Annotated in this window: 21 protein-coding genes; 11 read left to right on the top strand and 10 right to left on the bottom strand. The window is 61.5% G+C overall.

Features of this window, described 5'->3' with window-relative positions; genetic code table 11:
• The first annotated feature begins 69 nt into the window (after positions 1-69).
• The 5 genes from D3878_RS18885 to D3878_RS18865 all read left to right on the top strand — a co-directional run bounded on the left by D3878_RS18885 (position 70) and on the right by D3878_RS18865 (position 6,052).
• On the top strand, positions 70-462 hold the full coding sequence (locus D3878_RS18885; protein ID WP_119786898.1) for a GtrA family protein: 393 nt from the start codon (positions 70-72) through the stop codon (positions 460-462).
• 78 nt (positions 463-540) lie between these two features.
• A complete protein-coding gene (locus tag D3878_RS18880) occupies positions 541-1,374 on the top strand; it encodes a hypothetical protein (RefSeq protein ID WP_119786897.1) in 834 nt (277 codons plus the stop codon).
• Between the two features lie 3 nt (positions 1,375-1,377).
• On the top strand, positions 1,378-3,999 hold the full coding sequence (locus D3878_RS18875) for a 6-pyruvoyl-tetrahydropterin synthase-related protein (protein WP_119786896.1): 2,622 nt from the start codon (positions 1,378-1,380) through the stop codon (positions 3,997-3,999).
• Positions 3,996-4,994 (top strand): glycosyltransferase family 2 protein, encoded by a 999-nt coding sequence (locus tag D3878_RS18870; protein WP_119786895.1) that lies wholly within the window; start codon positions 3,996-3,998, stop codon positions 4,992-4,994. Before D3878_RS18875 ends, D3878_RS18870 begins: the two co-directional genes overlap by 4 nt.
• A 293-nt stretch (positions 4,995-5,287) precedes the next feature.
• Positions 5,288-6,052 carry a helix-turn-helix transcriptional regulator gene (locus D3878_RS18865; RefSeq protein WP_119786894.1) on the top strand — a complete coding sequence of 255 codons (765 nt, stop codon included), beginning with the start codon at positions 5,288-5,290 and terminating at the stop codon, positions 6,050-6,052.
• Between the two features lie 98 nt (positions 6,053-6,150).
• Here the strand turns inward: D3878_RS18865 and D3878_RS18860 are convergent, their stop codons facing one another.
• Positions 6,151-7,440: an extracellular catalytic domain type 1 short-chain-length polyhydroxyalkanoate depolymerase gene (locus tag D3878_RS18860; RefSeq protein WP_119786893.1), complete on the bottom strand. Its 1,290-nt coding sequence runs from the start codon at positions 7,438-7,440 to the stop codon at positions 6,151-6,153.
• 449 nt (positions 7,441-7,889) lie between these two features.
• Between D3878_RS18860 and D3878_RS18855 the strand changes: the two genes are divergently transcribed.
• Positions 7,890-8,225, top strand: a complete 336-nt coding sequence (locus D3878_RS18855; protein ID WP_119786892.1) for a cupin domain-containing protein — start codon at positions 7,890-7,892, stop codon at positions 8,223-8,225.
• A gap of 12 nt (positions 8,226-8,237) precedes the next feature.
• On the opposite strand, the gene D3878_RS18850 is transcribed toward D3878_RS18855, so the two are convergent.
• The 5 genes from D3878_RS18850 to D3878_RS18830 all read right to left on the bottom strand — a co-directional run bounded on the left by D3878_RS18850 (position 8,238) and on the right by D3878_RS18830 (position 11,074).
• The gene (locus D3878_RS18850; RefSeq protein ID WP_119786891.1) at positions 8,238-9,239 is read right to left on the bottom strand and encodes an NAD(P)H-dependent glycerol-3-phosphate dehydrogenase; all 1,002 of its coding nucleotides are present in this window, start codon (positions 9,237-9,239) and stop codon (positions 8,238-8,240) included.
• A 39-nt stretch (positions 9,240-9,278) separates the two neighbouring features.
• Positions 9,279-9,725 carry an SH3 domain-containing protein gene (locus D3878_RS18845; protein WP_119786890.1) on the bottom strand — a complete coding sequence of 149 codons (447 nt, stop codon included), beginning with the start codon at positions 9,723-9,725 and terminating at the stop codon, positions 9,279-9,281.
• A gap of 74 nt (positions 9,726-9,799) precedes the next feature.
• Positions 9,800-10,303 carry a protein-export chaperone SecB gene (gene secB / locus D3878_RS18840; protein ID WP_119786889.1) on the bottom strand — a complete coding sequence of 168 codons (504 nt, stop codon included), beginning with the start codon at positions 10,301-10,303 and terminating at the stop codon, positions 9,800-9,802.
• 91 nt (positions 10,304-10,394) lie between these two features.
• Positions 10,395-10,658 (bottom strand): glutaredoxin 3, encoded by a 264-nt coding sequence (grxC, locus tag D3878_RS18835; RefSeq protein WP_119786888.1) that lies wholly within the window; start codon positions 10,656-10,658, stop codon positions 10,395-10,397.
• A gap of 14 nt (positions 10,659-10,672) precedes the next feature.
• On the bottom strand, positions 10,673-11,074 hold the full coding sequence (locus D3878_RS18830) for a rhodanese-like domain-containing protein (protein ID WP_119786887.1): 402 nt from the start codon (positions 11,072-11,074) through the stop codon (positions 10,673-10,675).
• A gap of 143 nt (positions 11,075-11,217) precedes the next feature.
• Here D3878_RS18830 and gpmA point away from each other — a divergent pair, with 143 nt between their 5' ends.
• From gpmA to D3878_RS18810, 4 genes are all read left to right on the top strand, one after another.
• Positions 11,218-11,964, top strand: a complete 747-nt coding sequence (gpmA, locus tag D3878_RS18825) for a 2,3-diphosphoglycerate-dependent phosphoglycerate mutase (RefSeq protein ID WP_119786886.1) — start codon at positions 11,218-11,220, stop codon at positions 11,962-11,964.
• 92 nt (positions 11,965-12,056) lie between these two features.
• Complete coding sequence (locus D3878_RS18820) at positions 12,057-13,436, top strand: murein hydrolase activator EnvC family protein (RefSeq protein WP_119787996.1); 1,380 nt, start codon at positions 12,057-12,059, stop codon at positions 13,434-13,436.
• A gap of 3 nt (positions 13,437-13,439) precedes the next feature.
• Positions 13,440-14,903, top strand: a complete 1,464-nt coding sequence (locus D3878_RS18815; protein ID WP_119786885.1) for a S41 family peptidase — start codon at positions 13,440-13,442, stop codon at positions 14,901-14,903.
• 78 nt (positions 14,904-14,981) lie between these two features.
• Positions 14,982-15,740 carry a HesA/MoeB/ThiF family protein gene (locus D3878_RS18810; RefSeq protein ID WP_119787995.1) on the top strand — a complete coding sequence of 253 codons (759 nt, stop codon included), beginning with the start codon at positions 14,982-14,984 and terminating at the stop codon, positions 15,738-15,740.
• 136 nt (positions 15,741-15,876) lie between these two features.
• Here D3878_RS18810 and D3878_RS18805 read toward each other — a convergent pair whose 3' ends face one another.
• From D3878_RS18805 to D3878_RS18790, 4 genes are all read right to left on the bottom strand, one after another.
• On the bottom strand, positions 15,877-17,334 hold the full coding sequence (locus tag D3878_RS18805; RefSeq protein ID WP_119787994.1) for an NAD(P)(+) transhydrogenase (Re/Si-specific) subunit beta: 1,458 nt from the start codon (positions 17,332-17,334) through the stop codon (positions 15,877-15,879).
• Between the two features lie 2 nt (positions 17,335-17,336).
• Positions 17,337-17,702 (bottom strand): NAD(P) transhydrogenase subunit alpha part 2, encoded by a 366-nt coding sequence (locus D3878_RS18800; RefSeq protein WP_119786736.1) that lies wholly within the window; start codon positions 17,700-17,702, stop codon positions 17,337-17,339.
• Between the two features lie 14 nt (positions 17,703-17,716).
• Complete coding sequence (locus tag D3878_RS18795; protein ID WP_119786884.1) at positions 17,717-18,835, bottom strand: NAD(P) transhydrogenase subunit alpha; 1,119 nt, start codon at positions 18,833-18,835, stop codon at positions 17,717-17,719.
• Positions 18,836-18,898: 63 nt separating this feature from the next.
• Positions 18,899-19,750 (bottom strand): 3-hydroxybutyryl-CoA dehydrogenase, encoded by an 852-nt coding sequence (locus D3878_RS18790; RefSeq protein ID WP_119786883.1) that lies wholly within the window; start codon positions 19,748-19,750, stop codon positions 18,899-18,901.
• 190 nt (positions 19,751-19,940) lie between these two features.
• Between D3878_RS18790 and D3878_RS18785 the strand changes: the two genes are divergently transcribed.
• The gene (locus D3878_RS18785; protein WP_119786882.1) at positions 19,941-20,966 is read left to right on the top strand and encodes an AraC family transcriptional regulator; all 1,026 of its coding nucleotides are present in this window, start codon (positions 19,941-19,943) and stop codon (positions 20,964-20,966) included.
• The last annotated feature ends 101 nt before the right edge of the window (positions 20,967-21,067 follow it).

Here is a 21,067-nt window from a genome sequence, read left to right as displayed (position 1 = left end):
GCCGCGACAACAATTCAACATTACAATCCCGTTCCCTTTTCTATGGATGTTTCAGGCAAATCAGGCAGCATGGCCGATTTATTCCGACAATTTGTCCGTTTCCTCGGCGTGGGCTGTATTTCCGCGATTGGCCATTATGGCTTGTTGATCCTGCTGGTGCAGGTGGCGGGGGTGGCCGCCGTGCCCGCCTCCAGCGCCGGCGCATTGCTGGGCGCCTGGATCAATTACAGCCTGAACTACCGCTTCACTTTCCGCAGCAGCAAACGACATGCCGAAAGTGTCTCCAAATTCGCCGTGGTCGCCCTCATCGGCTTGCTTCTCAACACCTTGTTCATGTGGATCGGGGTCGATCGGCTGGGCCTGCATTATCTGCTCAGCCAGGTGCTGACTACCGGACTGGTCATGGTCTGGAGCTTTGTTGCCAACCGCTTCTGGACTTTCCATGCGGGCGACAGCAAATAGCCCGGGCATGGCCTGTACTTGCTGCTATCATGGCAAGCTCTTCCGTGTTCAAAATGCCAACCACCCGGCACAGCCAGCATGAGGCCTTTCTTCTTATTGCCGCGCGCGTTGTTGCGCTTGTCCTTGCTGCTCCTTCTGCTGCCGGCCCTTCCTGCGCAGGCAGGCAACATTTCCTTTAACCTGTCCATCACCGGCGACCGGCTCACGCTGAGCAACCAGGGCGATAGCCCGGCTTTTGCCCCGCGCGTGCTGCGTCTGCTGGACGGCGGCCACTGGGAAACGCTGCAGCCGCCTGCGGGCGAGCAGGCGCCGCGCGAACTCAAGCCGCAGGCGCAGTACCAGCTGACCTGGCCGGAGCGCGCGCCGCCGGCCAACACGGCGTCGCCGGAAACCCTGCGCCCCGTGATGGTGCGCTTTTTCGACCAGGCCGGCGCCGGATTTGGACAAATATCCTTTTTCAACCAGCCGCAGCCGGCCAGTGATGATCTGACGCTGGACGCCGGCTATGTCGATGGCCGGCTGCGCATCGGGTCGCCCAAAAACCCGGCAATCAAGGCCACCTGGCTCTTGTGGGCCCAGGAAGAAGGCATCGCCGCCTTAAGCGGTCCGGTGACGGCGACGCGCCCGCAACCCGACGCCTTGCGCATCGAATGGGGCCCCGGCAGCGGTGCGCAAAACCTGGATCTCGGCCAGGGCATGCCGGTCGCCTTCCTGCTGCACGAAACCGCCCAGGGCTTGCGCTCGCAAGTCGTCCCTACTGGCCGCGTGCAGGGACGCCAGCAGCGCACCGCCTGGCTCAATCTCGCCGCGCAATTCCGTAGTGCCGCCCTGGTGGCGTTGCTGGCTGGACTGGCCCTGCTGGCCTGGCATCTGGGAACCCGGCGCAAGCACAGCATCAGTACCAATCCATAAAAAATGAATAAAACCCGTCCCGCTTTCTTCCCGCCCTCCAGGGTGGCCACCGGCTGGATCGCCGATATCCTGTTCACGCTGGCCAGTGCCGGCCTGGTGGCCTCGATCCTCGGGGTCGCCTTCCTCAATTCGGCCAACTGGCCCACCGGCGGCGACGCCGCCTCGCACCTGCTGTACGCCAAGCTGTATGCGGACGATTTGCTCTTTTCCGGGCAAATCCTGCCGTGGATGCCGGAAGTGTTTGGCGGCCTGCCCTTCCTGTCCTATTATTTCCCGCTGCCATTCATCGTCATGGCCCTGCTGTCCAAGCTGACGGGACTGGCAGTGGCCTTCAAATGGGGCTCGTTTCTGGCCGCCATGCTGCTGCCGGGCGCGGTGTTTTCCGCCAGCCGCCGCTGGCTTGGCTTTTCCTGGCCGGCCGCCTTGTTCGGCGCGCTCGGCGCACTGGCCTTTCTGGTGCATGAACAGAATTCGATCTGGGGCGGCAACCTGCTGTCCACCCTGGCCGGTGAATTTTCCTACAGCTATGGCATGCTGTTCGCACTCCTGTCGATGATGGCCTGGGCGCGCGCCGTCACCCTGCAGCGCGGCTGGCTGCTGGCGGCGCTGCTGGAAGCGGCCAGCGGGTTTTCGCACGGTTTCCCGCTACTGATCCTCGGCTTTTCCAGCTTCCTGCTGCTGCTCGATTGCGGCGACGCCGGCGCCGGGCGGACAGCGCGCTTCAAGCGTACCTTCTTCATGCTGATGGCGGGCCATGCGCTGGCCTTTGCGCTGCTGGGCGGCTGGCTGTGGCCCATGCTGGAAATGCATGGCCTGACCATTCCCAACGATGCCTCATTTCCGCTCTCCAGCTGGCTCGACCTGCTGCCGGCGACGCTGTGGCCGGTACTCGCCGGCGGCGCGCTCGGTGTCGCGCTGCTGGCATTCCCGGCCATACGGCGCGGCTGGCAAGCCGGCCAGCGCCGTGCGCTGTGCTATTTCATCGGCGCCGCCGGCCTGGCCGCGGTCGCCTTCATCGCCGGCGACCGCCTGGGCGTGGCCGATATCCGTTTCTTCCCGCTGGTGTGGTTGCTGGGTGCGGTGGCCTGCGGCTGGCTGCTGGGGCAATCGCTGGCGGCCATCGGCAGCACTGGCAGCACTGGCAGCGATGGCGCCGGCCGCTTCCGTCTGACGGCTGCGCGCACGCTGCTGGCCGGCGCGGCGTGCCTGGGCATGCTCGGCTGGATCGGGCCGCTGGTCCAGAAGGCGCCGGACTGGGGCCTGTGGAACCATTCCGGACTGGATGCCAAGCCGCAATGGCACAACCTGTCGCAGCTGTTCCCCGCCATGCGCGGCAATTTGTGGAGCCCGCGCCTGGCTTTCGAGCACGATCCGCTCAACAACGACATCGGCTCGACCCGTTCGCTGGAAGCCTTGCCGATGTTCCTGAACCACCGCCCTGTACTGGAAGGCCTGTACATGGAATCGGCCGTGCTGGGGCCGGCGATTTACCAGGTGCAGTCGGAAATTTCGGCAAGGCCATCGTCGCCGCTGGTGCGCTTTCCGAGCGGCAGCCTGGATCCGCAATTCGCCGCCCGGCATTTGAATTTCCTGCATGCCGATACCGTCCTCTTGCGCAGCAGCGAAGCCAGGAACGCCATCGAAGGCAGCGGCCTGTTCATCAAGACCGCCGAAGCCAACCCGTTCGCGCTGTACCGCCTGAAGAATTTCGACAGCAGCCTGGCGCAAGTGGTCACCCAGCCGCTGCAACTACGCCCCCTGGCCGACTGGATGCAGGATGCCTTCGCCTGGTTCCGCACGCGCAGCCGCTTCGATGCCTACTTGCCGGTCTACGGCCAGGACCTGGCGCTGCGGCCGCATCAGGGCAGCGCGCCCGCGGTGCGGGAAGTCTCCTTGCAGCGCAACGCACTGGTGTTCGAAACCACGGCCATCGGCAGTCCGCACCTGATCAAGATGGCTTACCATCCGCGCTGGCAACTGGCCTCGCAAGGCAGCCTGCATATCGCCGGTCCTGGCTTCATGCTGGTAGTGCCGCAGGAAAAGGAAATCCGCCTGGTGTATGGCCACACCCTGGTCGGCAAACTCGGCATGACGGCAAGCGCGCTCGCACTGCTGCTCAGCATCTTCCTGCTCTGGCGCGGACGCCGCCGTCCTACGCAACTCCCGCAAGCGGCGCAGGTCGAAACCGGCATCGGCGCGCGCGGCTGGGTGCCCGTAGCAGCCGGCTGGCTGGCGCTGCTGGTGGCCGGCGCCTATTTCGCCCTGAATTCGCCGGAACAGGTCTACCTGGCCGGCTGGGAAGCGATGAACGCCAACAAGTACCAGGAAGCCAGCGAAAAATTCAAGCGCGCCTATGCAATGCGCAAGCCGCCGGCGAAAAAGGAAGAAGCCTTGTTCTGGCTGGCGAAATCGAGCGAACTGGGCGGCCAGCGCGAACAGGCCAAGGCGCGCTACCGTGAACTGATCGAGCGCTACCATGGCTTCTGGCTGCCTGAGGCCTTGTACACCTATATCCTGCTGGAACACGAAGACGGCAAGCGCGCAGCCACCCTGCCCTACGCGCAACGACTGCGCGAGGAATACCCGAACAACCGCTGGACCAAAAAGCTCGACGAACTGAAATGAATCCGATGAACCACACTGTCCCGGAATTGAGCATCATTGTTCCGGCATTTAATGAAGCCGAAGGCATCGCCGCCTTCCTGTCGCAACTGTTCGGCGTGCTGGACGGCTGCAGCGACAGCTATGAAGTCTGGGTAGTCGATGATGGCAGCCGCGACGCCACCTGGGAACGCCTGCGCGCCGAACTGGCGCGCTACCCGCAATTGCATGGCTTGCGCTTTACCCGCAACTTCGGCAAGGAAGCGGCAATCCTGGCTGGCCTGCGCCAGGTGCGCGGACGTGCTGTCGTCGTGATGGACGCCGACGGCCAGCATCCGCCGGCGTTGTTGCCGCAAATGCTGGCGCTGTGGCGCACTGGCAATGCCCAGATCGTCGCCGCGCAAAAAGCCAACCGCGACACCGATACCTGGTTTGCGCGCCTGAACGCGCGCCTGTTCAACGGCTTGATGCACACCCTGACCGGACTCGACCTGGAAGGCGCATCCGACTTTCGCCTGCTGGACCGGCGCGTGGTCGAGGCCTTGCTGGCCTTTCCGGAAAAGGTGCGCTTCTTCCGTGGCATGACGGTGTGGACCGGTTTCACCACCGTGCCGCTGGCCTTCGATGTGGCGCCGCGCATCGCCGGCAGCAGCCAGTGGAGCACCGCGCAACTGATGCGGCTGGCGATCACGGCGATCACCTCCTACAGCGCCAAGCCGCTGTCGATGATTTTCCGCCTTGGCGTGTTCGGCATGCTGGCCGCCGCCCTGCTGTTGATGCAGGCGGTCTATTCCTGGGTGACCCACGCCGCGGTCTCGGGCTGGACCTCGATGACGGTGGTCGTGCTGTTCTTCGGCTCGGCCAACCTGCTCGGCATCGGCGTGCTGGGGGCCTACCTGGCGCAAATTTTTGATGAAATCAAGGCACGGCCGGAATTCCTGGTCGGTGAAATCGTTCCGCCGCCGGCCACGCCAAATACCGAAAGCGGGCAATCTGCGCAAACAACAGCCCTCCGGTGATGAAATCACGCGGAACAGGCGCGACAGCAAGCAACAATTGTTTGCGACAAATCAATAAGGACTTGCACCGCATCACCGAATTCATCATAGTTAACGCTAAAAATATAATAAGTTGGTGATTTGCCTTGCTATCCGGCTTGCTGCTTCGCAGCAAAAAAACGCGCAGACGTACAAGATAGGCGGCTGAAGAAAGCCTGAGCAGCGCAGCAAGGCCAAGTGCTTTCGAAGACAACAAGGCACGAACCATAAGAAAAATAAGCGGGGAAACGGAGACAGGCCAATTGGAACAGGAGATGGACGCACTCAATCAGGCAGCGGAGTTGGGAATCGACCCCAGCTTGCTGATGAATATCATCGTGCGCTCGACGGCAATCCAGGATTCGCAAGCACTGCTGGGATTGTTGAATAACGATGTACAAAAAGTCTTGCATCAGGACGTCATGGTCTGCGGCGTCGGCGGCGTCAGTCCCAAGGGCAGTTATGCGCACAAGGTATTGCACCATAGTTATCCGCCGGCATACTTTGACGAACTGGCCACCGCCGAAGGCCGCGTCGACAGTCCACTGATGCAGCGCTGGCGCGCCTCCCAGGAACCGGTGCTGTACCAGAGCGGACGCGACGATGCGCTGTTTCCCGAAGAATGGGTCAGGCTTTTCAATAAATACGAGTTGCACAATACGATCGCCCATGGGGTGCTGGACGTGCAGCGCACGCTGGCCTCGTATTTCATTTTTTCCCGCATTCCCGGCGAAATCGGCCAGCGTGAAATCTTCATCATGAAGATGATCACGCCCCACTTGCATCTGGCGCTCGTGCGCGCGCTGACAACGGTGCAGGAATTCAGCCGCCTGACAGCGCCCAACGAAGCTTTGAGCGACCGGCAAAAGCAGATCCTGCGCTGGATCAACGAGGGCAAGACCAACTGGGAAATCGCGCAGATTCTCGAGATGACGGAAAAGAATGTGAAATACCACATCGAGCAAATCTTCTCGAAGCTGCAGGTCAGAAACCGCACCCAGGCGGTGGCCAAGGCCATGCTGCTCGGGCTGCTGTTTTAATATCCGGCGGCGCCCCCCGAAAACAAAAAGCGGATCCTTCGATCCGCTTTTTGTTTAATTGCGCACCGGGCGGTGCGCGATACCCTGGCTAATACCTGTTACGGGCAGGTGCTGTCGATGATGTAGTAGTTGGTACCGGTCTCGCGCAGCTTGCTGGTGTAGAAGGTATTGTTCAAGCCCATGTTCTGGTTCGAACCGTTGGCCTTCGCATACCCGGCGCTGTTGTAGGCGCGTCCCGCACTCACATGTGCATAGTTGCTGGCGTTGAAGCAGGCGCCTCCCGCAACCGTGGTCGTGGTGGTGGTCGCCGTCGTTGTGGTGGTGGTCGCTGCCGCCGTCGTGGTGGTAGTACCCGCCGCGGTGGTCGTGGTGGTACCGCCACCACTGCCTGCACGCAGGTTATTGGTGAACCAGAAGTCCATGATGTAGTTCGGGTAATGAACCTTGGTGTTGTTGACGTAATTGGTGTTCTGGCCGCCTGCTCCGGCCGGCCATGCATGGCTCAGGCCGGCAACTGCGATCTGGCTGGTGCGCAGCTTGCCATTGGCATCAGTGTGCTTGGAACCGCTACCGCCACCGCTTACTGTCAGGCTGGCGCTGGTGAAAGAACCGCCATACACCATGCGCATGGCATCCATGTTCAACGGACCGTAAGCCTGGCCGACGGTGAAGTCCATGTCGCCCCAGATGGCACTGGCGATCTGCGTGGAGAAATGGCTGCTGTTGCTGCCGGCCAGGTTAAGGCAATTGTTTTTTGCGGTGGTCGCAGTGTAGCCGGACGGTACCGAACCGATCTGGCCAGAGGTCGTGCCCAGCGACGGGCCGGCATTGTTGCCGATACCTGCGAACACATCGGGAGCCAGGCACCCCATGACCATGGTCTGCCCGCCACCGGAAGACAGGCCGGTGACATAAACCTGGTTGGGATCAATTTCGTATTGGGCGTCATTCTTGAAACGGTTGATCAGATCCAGCAACACCCCCGGATGGCCGGCAGTGCGCGAATGCGAGGTGCCGTAGTAATCCCAGCAGTGATAACCAGCGACATTGCCGGTGGCATTCGGCGCCAGGACCACCGCACCATACTGGTCGGCCACGCCTTTCCAGTTGTAACCACCGTCAGTACCATTGATGACGTCATTGGCGGCGGTCTGGGCGCAGCCGTGCAAAACCAGCACCAGTGCGCGCTTACCGTTGGCATGCACAGGCTGGGTCGCCGGCCAGTAATAGTAGCCAGTCAGGTTGCCGCCATGCGCCGCGTCCGCAGCCCAGGTCTGGTTGCCCGACCATGTGCCCGGACCGGCGGTGGCAGCTTGCGCAGCGAACGGTACGAGCAATGCGGTAGCGATGAGGCTATGTTTGAAAGCGGCCTTGAATGCGTCTCTCATGATGGTGTCTCCGTCTCTTGTATTATTGGGTTGAAGCTGCTTGGTGCTACTACTATCCCAGCGCTATCCTTGCCCACCCGCCGGGAGGTGGCGATTCTTATTTTTTTGCAACCCTGCTTTGAACCTGAGAAGCACTTTGTTTTGCTTATTTATGTTTCTCATGAGTAATTCATCTTACTGAAATATTTTTCTTAAGCAACTTCATTTTGATTTTGCTTTGCAAACGATTGTTAAGCAGGTTTTGTGTTGTTTTGCTGCATTTTTATGTTGTTTTTCGGCTTTTTGGCAGATTCCGGGAATGCAGCGACACCTCGCCCGACAGCCGGGGATTTGTCTTGCATCATCGGATATTGGTCACCGACTGGATAACATCGCATATTGGATAACCTCACATTTCAGGGTGCCCGCAACGTGCTTGCGGCGCCATTCAACCCAAGGAATTTGCAGACATGTCTCTACCCCACGCCAGCTCTGGTCAATTGATCGATATTCGCCCGCTGGGCAAGCAGCTGTCGTCCACCACTTCGCGAGCGATCCTGAAAACCCCTGGAATGGAATTGATGCGCATGGTTCTGGCAGCCGGAAAATCGGTGGCGGAACATCAGGTGCCCGGCGAAATCACCATCCAGTGCCTGGAGGGCCGGGTGGAACTGACGGCGCATGGCAACAGCCAGCTCATGCGCGCCGGCGACATGGTGTATCTGCAAGGCGGCGTGCCGCATGCCCTGCATGCGCAGGAAGGCACATCCTTGCTGGTGACGATCCTGCTGGGGGCGGGGAAGTAAGGCGCCGCCCGCTCAGGCGGCGGACTCGTCGCGCGGATTTCGCGACAATAGTTGCGTGACCGTCGCATGCGGCGACTGCCCGTCGAACAGGATACCGGCCACGGCGTCGGTAATCGGCATTTCCACGCCCAGTCGCTGCGCCAGCGTGCGCACGGCGGCGGCACAACGCACCCCTTCGGCGACATGGCCCAGTTCGGCGACGATGACAGATAGCGGCTTGCCCTGCGCCAGGCCCAGGCCCACCTTGCGGTTGCGTGACAGGTCGCCGGTACAGGTCAGGATCAGGTCGCCCATGCCGGCCAGGCCCATGAAGGTTTCGGCGCGTGCGCCCAAGGCGATGCCGAGCCGGGTGATTTCTGCCAGGCCACGCGTGATCAGCGCAGCGCGGGCATTCAGGCCAAGGTTCAGGCCATCGATGATGCCGGTGGCAATCGCCAGGATATTCTTGACTGCGCCACCGACTTCCACCCCCACCACGTCGTCGCTCGAATACACGCGGATGGCTGGCCCGTGCACCGCGGCCACCACCTGTTCGCGCAGCGCGGCATCTTCGGAGCCGATCACCAGCGCGCACGGCAAGCCGTGCGCAACTTCCTGCGCAAATGAGGGGCCGGACAACACCCCCGCCGGCAGATGCGCGCCGAGGACTTCCCGGACGATCTGGTGCGGCAACTGAGCGCTCCCCTCTTCCAGGCCCTTGCACAGCCAGACCAGATTGGGGATGGCCTGTCCTCGCAATTGCTGTACCAGCGGACGCAATCCGGCCATGGAAGTCGCGCCGATCAGCAAGCCATCGGCACCCGCCACATGGGCCAGCGCCGCTGCAAAGTCGGCGGTTATCTGGAGGTTTTCCGGCAACGGCAGGCCCGGCAGATAGGCGCTGTTTTCCCGCGTGCGCGCCGCTTCCGACATCGCCTGCCGGTTGCGCCCCCACAGCACGACGTCATGCCGGGCCGCCAGCGCAATGGCGAGCGCCGTGCCCCAGGCGCCGGCGCCAAGTATCGTGATATGCATGTCAGCGCCCCACGGTCAGGAAAGAAAGTGCGGCCATGTTCATTCGCCCCACACCTCGGAGGATTTGATGAAGCCGCCCTGACCGTCGCGATGCCGCACCTTGAGCCAGCCGCCGCTGACCGGCTCCGCAAGCTCGAGCAACACACCCTTGTCGGCGCTGAATACCGGCACCCCGGAGTCGTCGGCGATCGCCCGGATTCGGGCATTGGCGACTCGCACCATCAGCATGCGCCTGGCCTGCAACTGGCTCGATTCAACCCAGAACAAATCGCCGCTGACGTCGCGCACCTTGGTCCATTCGCCATACGTCAGCACGATCTCGACCGGCATGCCGCGCGGCGCGACGAACACTTTTTTGCCCTTGTGCGAGGGCGCGTCATACAGAATGGCGGGCGCAGCGCCGACCGACTTGAATGTGAGCGCATGCGCGCCGGCGGACGCTGCCAGCAGTACCGCAGCACATGTCATGCAGCGCATGATTTTCATGACCCCTCCCCCACAAAAAATACGGGCAGGTCGCCATGCCCGTTGGCACGACGCCTGCCCCGAGCGCGACCGGCTTAGTGCTTGGCGGCGGAGCCGTCCGGCATCACCAGGCCAGCGGCATTCTGTTGCGCTTCCTGCTGCTGCGCCAGTGACTGCAGGCGCTGCTGATAAAACGCCTCGAAATTAATTTCCGCCAGATGCACCGGCGGAAAGCCCGCGCGCGTGATCACGTCGGCGATATTGGCGCGCAGGTAGGGGTAAACAATATTGGGGCAACCGATGCCCAGCAGCGGGTCAAGCTGTTCGGGCGGAATGTTGCGCGCCTCGAAAATGCCGGCCTGCTTGCCTTCGACCAGGAAAGCCACTTTGTCCTTGACCTTGGCGGTCACGGTAATCGTCACGGTCGATTCGAAGATCCCTTCGGCCAGCGGTTCGGCGCCGACGTCCACCGCCACCTCGATAGTGGGGGCATCCTGCTCCAGGAAGATCGCCGGCGAATTCGGCTGTTCGAGCGACATGTCTTTCAGGTACACGCGCTGGATTTGGAAAACAGGTTGCTGGTTTTGTTCTTCGGACATGGAACACTTTCGTAAAATTGAAAATGGAAGACGCGAAAGCCTCTCCCGCTCAAGGGTAAATCAAATGCTTCTGCCGACGATTGAGCGCCGCTCAGGCACCCTGCAGCAAGCCATCCAGCTTGCCTTGCCGGTCCAGCGCCGCGAGATCGTCGAAGCCGCCGACATGGGTGGCGCCGATGTAAATCTGCGGCACCGTGCGGCGGCCGGTCTTCTCCATCATCTCGGCGCGCTGCTGCGGGTCCAGGTCAACACGAATTTTTTCAATATCTTCCACGCCCTTGGCCTTCAGCAGGCGCTCAGCCATCACGCAATACGGGCAAACGGCGGTGCTGTACATTACAACGCGCGAACTCATGCAAACTCCATCGATTACCTGGCGACCGGCAGACCCTGGGCCTGCCAGGCGCTCAGGCCACCGCTCAAACTATATACTTCCTTGAAGCCGGCCTTGTCGAGCTGGGCGCTGGCCTTGGCCGAAGTCACGCCAGCCTGGCACACCACGATGATGTTTTTCGAGCGGGATTTTTCCAGCTCGCCCAGGCGCTTCGGCAAGTCCTGCTGGGGGATATTCAGGGCGTTGCGAATATGGCCGGCGGCAAAATCTTCGGCGCTGCGCACGTCGAGCACCACCGTCTTGCCCTGATTAATCATTTGAGTCGCTTGCAGCAAGGTCGCCTTGCGGCCGCGGGTTTGCAGGTAAGGCCACAGAAGCGCACCGCCGGAAACCAGCAGCACGGCGAACAGCCAGATATTATCAATGATGAATTTCACGGGAATCGAAGGCCTGAATGGTTTTAAGTAATCCCGCCATTATAAAATAGAAGCAGGAAAGCCACTGGAAAACCGTTTTCCGTGGCCGGCTTGAGTTATCTGCCCGTTATCCGCCCGTTTTTACTTTCATTCCGATCACAACCATGTACAAAATCGTCTTCATGCGCCACGGTGAATCCACCTGGAACCTCGACAACCGTTTCACCGGCTGGACCGACGTCGACCTGACCGAAAAAGGCAGCGCCGAAGCGCGCCAGGCCGGCAAGCTCCTGCGCGACGCCGGCTTCAGCTTCGACCTGGCCTATACCTCGGTACTCAAACGCGCCATCCGCACCCTATGGCTGGCGCTGGACGAAATGGACCGCATGTGGATCCCGATCAAGCACAGCTGGCGCCTGAACGAGCGCCACTACGGCGCCCTGCAAGGCCTGAACAAGGCGGAAACCGCCGCCAAGTTTGGCGACGAACAGGTATTGGTATGGCGCCGCAGCTACGATGTGCCGCCCCTTCCGCTGGAGTCGACCGACACGCGCACCTCTTACAATGACCCGCGCTATGTCGACCTCAAGCGCGAGGAAATCCCGCTGACCGAGTGTCTGAAAGACACCGTGGCGCGCGTGATCCCCTACTGGAATGACGAAATCGCACCGGCGATCCGTTCCGGCAAGAGCATCGTCATCTCCGCCCACGGCAACAGCCTGCGCGCCCTGATCAAGTACCTCGACAAGATGAGTGATGACGACATCGTCAAGCTGAACATTCCCAACGGCCAGCCGCTGGTATACGAACTGGATGCCGACCTGCAGCCGATCCGCCATTACTATCTGGGCGACGCCGCCGCCATCGAGGCCGCACAGCAGGCGGTCGCCAGCCAGGGCAAGGCCAAGTAAAACAATTGTTTTTTTACTTACTCTCGCATTGCAAGTCGTCCCGCCGCAAACCGGCGGCAGGACGACTTGCGCGCTGGCGCCCGGCCGCGGCCTTGGGGCTGGCGTTTGGCCTGGCGTTGTATGCCGCCGCAGCGCCGGCACAGGGCCCCAGGATCACCGAACGCACCAAGCAAAAGCAGGTAGCCGAGAGCGAGCGCGCCGGTCTGCAAAAAAAACTCGGGGACCTGAAGCGCGATATCCAGCAAACCGAAGGTGCCAGGGAACACGCCGCCGACGGCCTGGCGCAGTCCGAACAAGCCATTTCCGAAGCCAACCGGGCCTTGCATGAACTTGGCGCCGAACAGCAACAAACCCGGCAAAAGCTGGCCGACCTGACACAACAGCAGGCGCGCCTGCGCAAGACCGTACAGGCCCAGCAAGGGCAACTGGCCGAACTGATCCGACAACAGTACGTGTCCGGCAACGAAGACCACTGGAAGCTGCTGCTATCGGGCGACAACCCCAACCGCATCAACCGCGAACTGCGCTACCTTGGCTATGTCCCGCAAGCCCAGACCCGATTGCTGGAAACGCTGCGCGTCAACCTGAGGGAAATCGAAGCCAACCAGGCACAGGCACAGAATGCCCAGGACGAGCTGGAGGAAATCGCCCAGGAAGCGCGTGACCAGAAAGCGCTACTGGAGAAGGAAAAAGCCAAACGCGTGACGATGCTGGCGCAACTGTCGAACAAGCTGACCGCCCAGCGCAAGCAGGCCGACGGCATCCAGCGCAATGAACAGCGCCTGGGTAGTCTGGTCAACCGCTTGTCGCAATTGATAGAAGAACAACAAAAAGCGGAAGCCGAAGCGCGCAAGCGGCGCGAAATAGAAGCAGAGCGAGAAGCCGAACGCAAGCGCCTGGCCCAGCGCGAAGCCCGCCGCGCCGCCCAACAGGCGAAAAACGCCGCCAGCCAGGGCAAGCCGCAGGCTAAAAAACCACCTTTGGACGCCATTGACGATGACGAACCGCCGGCAAAATCGTACGGCCGCAATGAACTCACGCCGCAAACGTTGGTCCAACTCAATGGCAGCGAGCGAGCGTTTGCCGCGCTGCGCGGCCAATTGCGCCTGCCGGTACGCGGCGAATTGTTGGCCAAGTATGGCAGCAGGCGCAACGATGGCCCCCTCTGGAAAGGCCTGTTCATCGGCGCCGCCGAAGGCAGCCAGATCAAGGCAGTGGCGGCGGGCCGCGTGGTGTTCGCAGACTGGCTGCGCGGCTTTGGCAATTTGATCATTATCGACCACGGCAACCAGTATCTCAGCATATACGGCTACAATCAGGCAGTATTGAAACGTAGCGGTGATGCCGTCGGCATGGGCGAGATCATCGCCAGCGCAGGCAACAGCGGCGGCCATGAGCAATCGGGTTTATACTTTGAATTGCGGCATCAGGGCCGCGCTTTTGATCCCCTCGAGTGGATTTCTCTTAGGTGAAATATGGGCAGTAAACTGAAGAATTTCGGCCTCATCGGCCTTGGCCTCCTGGCTGGCGTCGCCGGCTCGGTTCAATTCGAGGCCATGGCGCAGAAAAGTGCCGCGTCTCCCCTGCCGCTGGAGGAATTGCGCCAGCTCGCCGACGTCTTTGGCCTGATCAAGTCCGATTACGTCGAGCCGGTCGAGGACAAGAAGCTGCTGACCGAGGCCATTTCCGGCATGGTGGCTTCGCTCGACCCGCACTCGGCTTACCTCGACCAGAAAGCCTTCAAAGAGTTGCGCGAAGGCACGCAAGGCAAGTTCGTTGGCCTCGGCATCGAAGTCGGCATGGAAGACGGCTACGTCAAGGTGATCTCGCCGATCGAGGATTCGCCCGCCTACAAGGCTGGCCTGAAAGCCGGCGATCTGATTACCCGCCTGGATACCACGCCGGTCAAGGGCATGACCCTGGACGAGGCGGTCAAGCGCATGCGCGGCGAGCCCAACACCAAGATCACCCTGACCGTCGCCCGCAAGGACGAGGACAAGCCGCTGATCATCACCATCACGCGCCAGGAAATCCGCGTGCAGAGCGTCAAGTCCAAGGTGGTCGAACCCGGCTATGCCTGGCTGCGCGTGTCGCAGTTCCAGGAACCGACCGTGGATGACCTGGCGCGCAAGATCAACGCCATTTACGCCGAAGACCCGAAATTGAAGGGCCTGGTGCTCGACCTGCGCAACGATCCGGGCGGCTTGTTGCCGGGCGCCATCGGCGTGTCGGCCGCTTTCCTGCCCAAGGATGTGGCGGTAGTGTCGACCAATGGTCAGTTGCCGGATTCCAAGGCGACCTTTTATGCGCGGCGCGAATTCTATGCTTCGCGCACCCTGAACGACCCGTTGTCCAAGCTGCCGGAAGCCATCAAGAAAGTGCCGATGGTGGTACTGGTCAACGCCGGTTCGGCCTCGGCTTCGGAAATCGTCGCCGGCGCCCTGCAGGATTACAAGCGCGCCACCATCATGGGCACGCAATCCTTCGGCAAGGGCTCGGTGCAAACCATTCGCCAGCTGACTGCCGACACCGCGGTCAAGCTGACCACCGCGCGCTATTACACGCCGAACGGCCGCGCAATCCAGGCCAAGGGTATCGTGCCGGACCTGCTGGTGGATGAATACGCCGACGGCGATGTCCTGAACGGCTTGCGCCTGCACGAGTCGGACCTGCAAAAGCACTTGCGTAACGACAAGGACAAGGAAACCGCCGCCAGCGGCAAGAACGTCATCGACGAGCTGGAAGAGGAGCAGCGCCTGGCGGCTCTCGCCAAGAAGCGCAAGATGCTCGAATTCGGCAGCAAGGAAGACTTCCAGCTGGCGCAGGCAATCAACCACCTGAAGGGCTTGCCGGTGCAGTTGTCCAAGGCCAAGATCGAAAGCAAAAAAGAGAACACCATTAACGACCCCAAGGATGAAAAGAACGGCGAGAAGAAATAAGCGTCGTTGATCCCTTATGAAGAAGGCCGCAGCGATGCGGCCTTTTTTACTCCTTGCGCATATGCGACATTTCGCCAAATGAACGACCATCAACTGCTACGCTATTCGCGCCACATCCTGCTCGACGAAATCGGTATCGAAGGCCAGGAAAAGATCCTCGCCGCCCATGCACTGGTGATCGGCGCCGGCGGCCTCGGCTCACCCGCCGCACTCTATCTGGCCTCGGCCGGCATCGGCGCCATCACGCTGGTGGACAACGATGAAGTCGACCTGACCAACCTGCAGCGGCAGATCCTGCATACCACCGACCGCGTCGGCCAGCCCAAGGTCCTGTCCGGCAAGCGGACGCTGCAACAGATCAATCCCGAAGTACGCATTGCCGCGCTGGCCGAACGCGTCGAAGGCGAACGCCTGGATGCGCTGGTGTGCAGCGCCACCGTGGTACTCGATTGCAGCGACAACTTCATCACCCGCCATGCAATCAACGCCGCCTGCGTTGCGCACAAGGTGCCACTGGTATCGGGGGCGGCGATCCGCTTCGATGGCCAGGTCAGCGTGTTCGATCCGCGCGGTGAAGACACGCCCTGCTACGCCTGTCTGTTTCCGCCGCAGCAGGAATATGAAGAAATACAGTGTTCCACCATGGGCGTTTTCGCACCGCTGGTGGGCATCATCGGCGCCATGCAGGCGGCCGAAGCGCTGAAGCTGGTGGCCGGTATCGGGAAGGCGCTGGCGGGACGCTTGCTGATGCTGGATGCGCGCAGCATGGAATGGACCAGCATCGGCATCCCGCGCAATCCAGAGTGCCCGGTGTGTCATCAGCCACACTCATCCTGACGGGCACTCCGACAACAGGAAACTTTCGCCGCACGACTGCATATAAAAAAAGGGCGGACCACCCAGGTGGCCCGCAAAGCATCCCGAGGAGAAGGGATGAGAGACGTCTGTTGCCTACCTCACCATTGGTTCCGGACTACTCGACGGCCTTGACCATGTCTTCGATGACTTTCTTGGCATCGCCAAACACCATCATGGTCTTGTCCATGTAAAACAGTTCATTGTCCAGACCGGCATAGCCCGCCGCCATCGAGCGCTTGTTGACGATCACGGTCTTGGCCTTGAACGCTTCCAGGATCGGCATGCCGGCAATCGGCGACTTCGGGTCTTTCGCCGCCGGGTTGACCACGTCGTTGGCGCCCAGCACCAGCACCACGTCGGCCTGGCCGAATTCGCTATTGATGTCTTCCATCTCGAAGACCTGGTCATACGGCACTTCGGCTTCGGCCAGCAGCACATTCATGTGTCCCGGCATGCGCCCGGCCACCGGGTGGATCGCATATTTCACCGTGACGCCCTTGTGGGATAGCTTTTCCGTCAATTCCTTCAGGGCATGCTGGGCCCGCGCCACCGCCAGGCCATAGCCCGGAACGATGATGACCGTCTCGGCATTGCCCATCAGGAAAGCTGCATCGTCGGCCGAGCCGGACTTGACCGGGCGCTGCGCCTGCGCGCCACCCGTGCTGGCGGCTGCCGCATCGCCGCCAAATCCGCCCAGAAGTACGTTGAAGAATGAGCGGTTCATCGCCTTGCACATGATGTACGACAGGATCGCACCGGAGGAACCCACCAGCGAGCCGGCAATGATCAGCATGGCATTGTTCAACGAAAAGCCGATGCCCGCCGCCGCCCAGCCCGAATAGCTGTTCAGCATCGACACCACCACCGGCATGTCGGCGCCACCAATGGGGATGATGATCAGCACGCCCAGCACGAAGGCAATCGCCGCCATCATCAGGAAGGGCGTCCAGGCCGGCTCCAGGCCTGGGGCGAAGCAGAACGTCAGGCCCAGGATCACCATCGCCAGCGCCAGGATCAGGTTGAGGACATGCTGGCCCCTGAAACTGACCGGCGCGCCCTGGAACAGGCGGAACTTGTATTTCCCCGACAGCTTGCCGAAGGCAATCACCGACCCCGAGAAAGTCACCGCGCCGACGAAGGTGCCGATGAACAGTTCCAGGCGGTTACCGAAGGGAATGGGCGCATCGCGCGTGGTGATGTTGAACACCCACGGTTCGGCCACCACGGCGACCGCAATGCACACCGCGGCAAGACCAATGAGCGAATGCATGGCGGCGACCAGTTCCGGCATCTTGGTCATCTCGACCCGGCGGGCCAATGTGGCGCCGATACCGCCGCCGACGATCACACCCACCAGCACCAGACCGAAGCCCAGGCTGCCGTTGCTGGCTTCGCCCTGCAGCTTGACGATCAGGGCCAGCGTGGTCAGGGTGGCGATCGCCATGCCGCTCATGCCAAAGGCATTGCCGCGCCGCGCCGAAGCGGGATGCGACAAGCCTTTCAAGGCCTGGATGAAACACACCGACGCGACGAGATAGAACAGCGTCACCAGGTTCATGCTGACAAAGGCCATGTTCATGCTGGGCTCCCTTCCTTGGCCAGCGCAGGGGCGCCGGCCGGGTCCGCCGCACCAGCCGCTTTGGCGGCCGCCCTGGGTTCTTTCTTGCGGAACATTTCCAGCATGCGCTGGGTCACCAGGAAACCGCCGAAGACATTGACGGCCGCCAGGGCCACGGCCACCGTCCCCATGGCCTGGCCGACCAGGCCTTCGGTCAGACCCGCCGCCAGCATGGCGCCGACGATGATGATGGCGGAAATGGCATTGGTGACGGCCATGAGCGGCGTATGCAGCGCCGGCGTGACGGTCCAGACCACGTGGTAGCCGACGTAGATGGCCAGCACGAAGATGATGAGGTTGATGAGGGTGTGACTGACTTCCATGATGGACTCTCCGTTCAGGCTGCCTTGCGTAAGGATTGACCGCCGCTGCACAGGAGCGTAGCGGCAATGATTTCATCGTCCTGGGGAATGGCCAGCAGCCCTTCCGGGTCGATGATCAGTTTCAGGAAATCCAGCACATTGCGGGCATACAGCGCCGAGGCATCGGCCGCCACCAGGCAAGCCAGGTTGGGCTCGCCAATGATGTGCACGCCATGCCTGGTCACCGTCTTGCCCAGTTCGGACAGCGGGCAATTGCCGCCCTGCTCGACGGCCATGTCGACGATGACCGACCCCGGCTTCATGGCCTTGACCGTGTCTTCGCTGATCAGGATGGGTGCGCGGCGGCCGGGAATGAGCGCCGTGGTGATGATGATGTCGGCCTGGGCTGCGCGCGCATGCACCAGCTCGGCCTGGCGCGCCAGCCAGGCGGGGGGCATGGGCCGGGCATAGCCGCCCACGCCCTTGGCGATTTCGCGCTCTTCCTCGGTGAGGTAAGGCACATCGATGAACCTGGCGCCGAGCGACTCGACCTGTTCCTTGACGGGCGGGCGCACGTCGGAAGCTTCGATCACCGCCCCCAGGCGCTTGGCGGTGGCAATCGCTTGCAGGCCGGCCACGCCCACGCCCATGATCAGCACGCGCGCCGCCTTGACGGTGCCGGCGGCGGTCATCAGCATCGGCATGAAGCGCTGGTAGGTGTTGGCAGCCAGCATGACCGCCTTGTAGCCGGCGATATTGGCTTGCGAGGACAACACGTCGAGCGACTGGGCGCGGGTGATGCGGGGCGCGGCTTCCAGGGCGAAGGCAGTCAGGCCGGCCGCGGCCATGGCGGCGGTATTGTCGGCGTCGAAGGGGTTGAGCATGCCGATGACGACCGTACCCGGGGCCATCAGGGCGCGCTCTTCAAGGGAAGGGGCGCGCACCTTGAGGACCATGTCACAGGCGAAGGCCTCTCCTGCCGTGCCGATGGTGGCGCCGGCGGCAGCATAGGCGGCATCGGGGATGCTGGCCGCGAGACCGGCGCCAGCTTGCACGATGAGTTCATGCTTTGCCGCCAGCTTCTTGACGGTCTCGGGAGTTGCCGCCACCCGGGTCTCGCCCGAACGCGTCTCCAGCGGTATGCCAATGTTCATAGTCGGTTCCTTGCTCAATATTGTTTGGAATTTCGCAGCCGAAAGGCAACGCCGGGCGCTGAATCAGGAGTAATTGTAGAAACCCTGCCCGGTCTTGCGGCCCAGCCGGCCGCTATCCACCATTTCGCGCAACAGCGGCGCAGGGCGATACTTGGGATCGTTGAAGCCGGCATAGAAAGTCTCCATGACCGACAGCATGGTGTCGAGGCCGATCATGTCTGCCAGCGCCAGGGGGCCGATCGGCTGATTGCAGCCCAGCTTCATGCCCTCGTCGATATCCTCTGCCGATGCCAGCCCCTCCTGCAGCACAAAGATCGCTTCGTTGATCATCGGGCACAGGATGCGGTTGACGGCAAAACCCGGGCTGTTCTTGACCGAAATCGGCGTCTTGCCGATCGTCGTTGCCAGCGCCTTGGCGCTGTCATGCGTGGCGTCGGAGGTCTGCAAGCCGCGGATCAGTTCGACCAGCGCCATCACCGGCACCGGATTGAAGAAATGCATGCCGATAAAACGGTCCGGATGCTGAATAGCCGATGCCAGCTTGGTAATCGAAATGGACGAGGTATTGGTGGCGATGATGGCATCCGGACGCACCACCGCATCGATCTGCTTCAGGATGGTCAACTTGAGGCCTTCGTTCTCGGTGGCCGCCTCGATTACCATATCGCAATCTGCCAGATCGGCATAGCTCGTGGTACCCTTGATATGCGCCAAAGTGGCCGCTTTTTGTTCTTCGGTAAGGCGGCCCTTGGTGACCGAGCGCGCCAGGGTGGCGTTGATCGAGTTGATGCCGCGGTCGATTGCCGCGGCCGACACATCGACCATCACCACGTCACGTCCGGCCAGCGCGCAAATTTGCACAATGCCGCTGCCCATGATGCCCGCGCCGATGACACCGATAATTTTGCATTCCATGTTGCTGCTCCCAGTACGAATTGTGGATAGACGAGATGTGTACCAATTTAGTGAAGTATAAAAACGATCAAATTCGCAACCTATGCCAAAAAAACGCAATTTCGCTGCGAAGATTGGTCACACGACCTTGGCAGGCGCATTGCGACAAGCCTTTCGATGAATAAATAAACAGGACTCCTCCTCTATCGTCATGCAACAAACGCGCACGGAAAAAGGCAGCATCTCGATCTTTTTCGTCCGGTCTGCCTTGGCCCCGGTCATCGAACAAGGCTTCGATGCCGATGAACTGTTGCGCAACGCCGGCATTTCGCCGTCGCTGCTGCAAACTCCCCAGGCACGCGTAACCCCGCAAAACTTCAGTGCCTTGTGGCTCGCCGTGGCCCACACGCTGAACGATGAACTCTTCGCGCAGGATTCGCGGCGCATGAAGGTCGGCAGTTTTGCCATGCTGTGCCAGGCCCTGGTCCATAGCTCCACGCTCAAAAGCGCGCTGCACCGGATGACGCGCATCTTCAACCTGATCCTCGACGATTTCCACTGCAGCGTCGAAACCGGTGCCCAGCATGCCAGCCTGAACATTACGCACACGCCCGGCCGGCGCACCAGCCCGGTGCTGGGCTGCGAGACGCTGCTGATGATGCAGCACGGCCTGGCTTGCTGGCTCATCGGCCGGCGCATTCCGATCCTCGCCGCCGGGTTTTGCTATCCCGAGCCGGAACACAGCGCGGAATATGCACGGATGTATTCGCATCAGTTGCGCTTCGACCAGCCCATGACCTCGCTCACATTCGATGCCTCCTATCTGGACTTGCCGGTGGTGCAAAACCAGAAGACCGTGGTCGATTTCGTGCGGCAGGCGCCAGCCAACATCATCGTCAAATACAAGAACAGTGCTGGCCTGGCGGCCCAGATCCGACGCCGCCTGCGCGCTGCGGCCCGCACCGAATGGCCGGACTTCGAGGAGTTCGCAGCACTGCTGAACATGACGCCGTCCACGCTGCGCCGCCGCCTTCAGGAAGAGGGACAGTCGTTTCAGGGCATCAAGGACCAGCTACGGCGCGACATGGCAATCGACTATCTTTGCCACACCGCCAACAGCGTCACCGATATTGCCTGCGAACTGGGCTTCTCGGAAGCCAGCGCCTTCCACCGCGCATTCAAGAAATGGACCGGTGCCAATCCGGGCGAATACCGCGAGCGCATGCTGCATGGCTAGCCAGCTTGCTTACTCGCGCCTGACAAATTCGTTCAACGGTAATAAGCATTTTCGCCATTGAGGCACAAGCCGGGAGCTGGCTATACTCTATACTCGGGCCA

It is taken from the genome of Noviherbaspirillum sedimenti (assembly GCF_003590835.1).
Lineage (GTDB): Bacteria > Pseudomonadota > Gammaproteobacteria > Burkholderiales > Burkholderiaceae_D > Paucimonas > Paucimonas sedimenti.
Note: the sequence above shows the minus strand (reverse complement) of the source record. Positions and strands in the feature narration are given on the sequence as shown.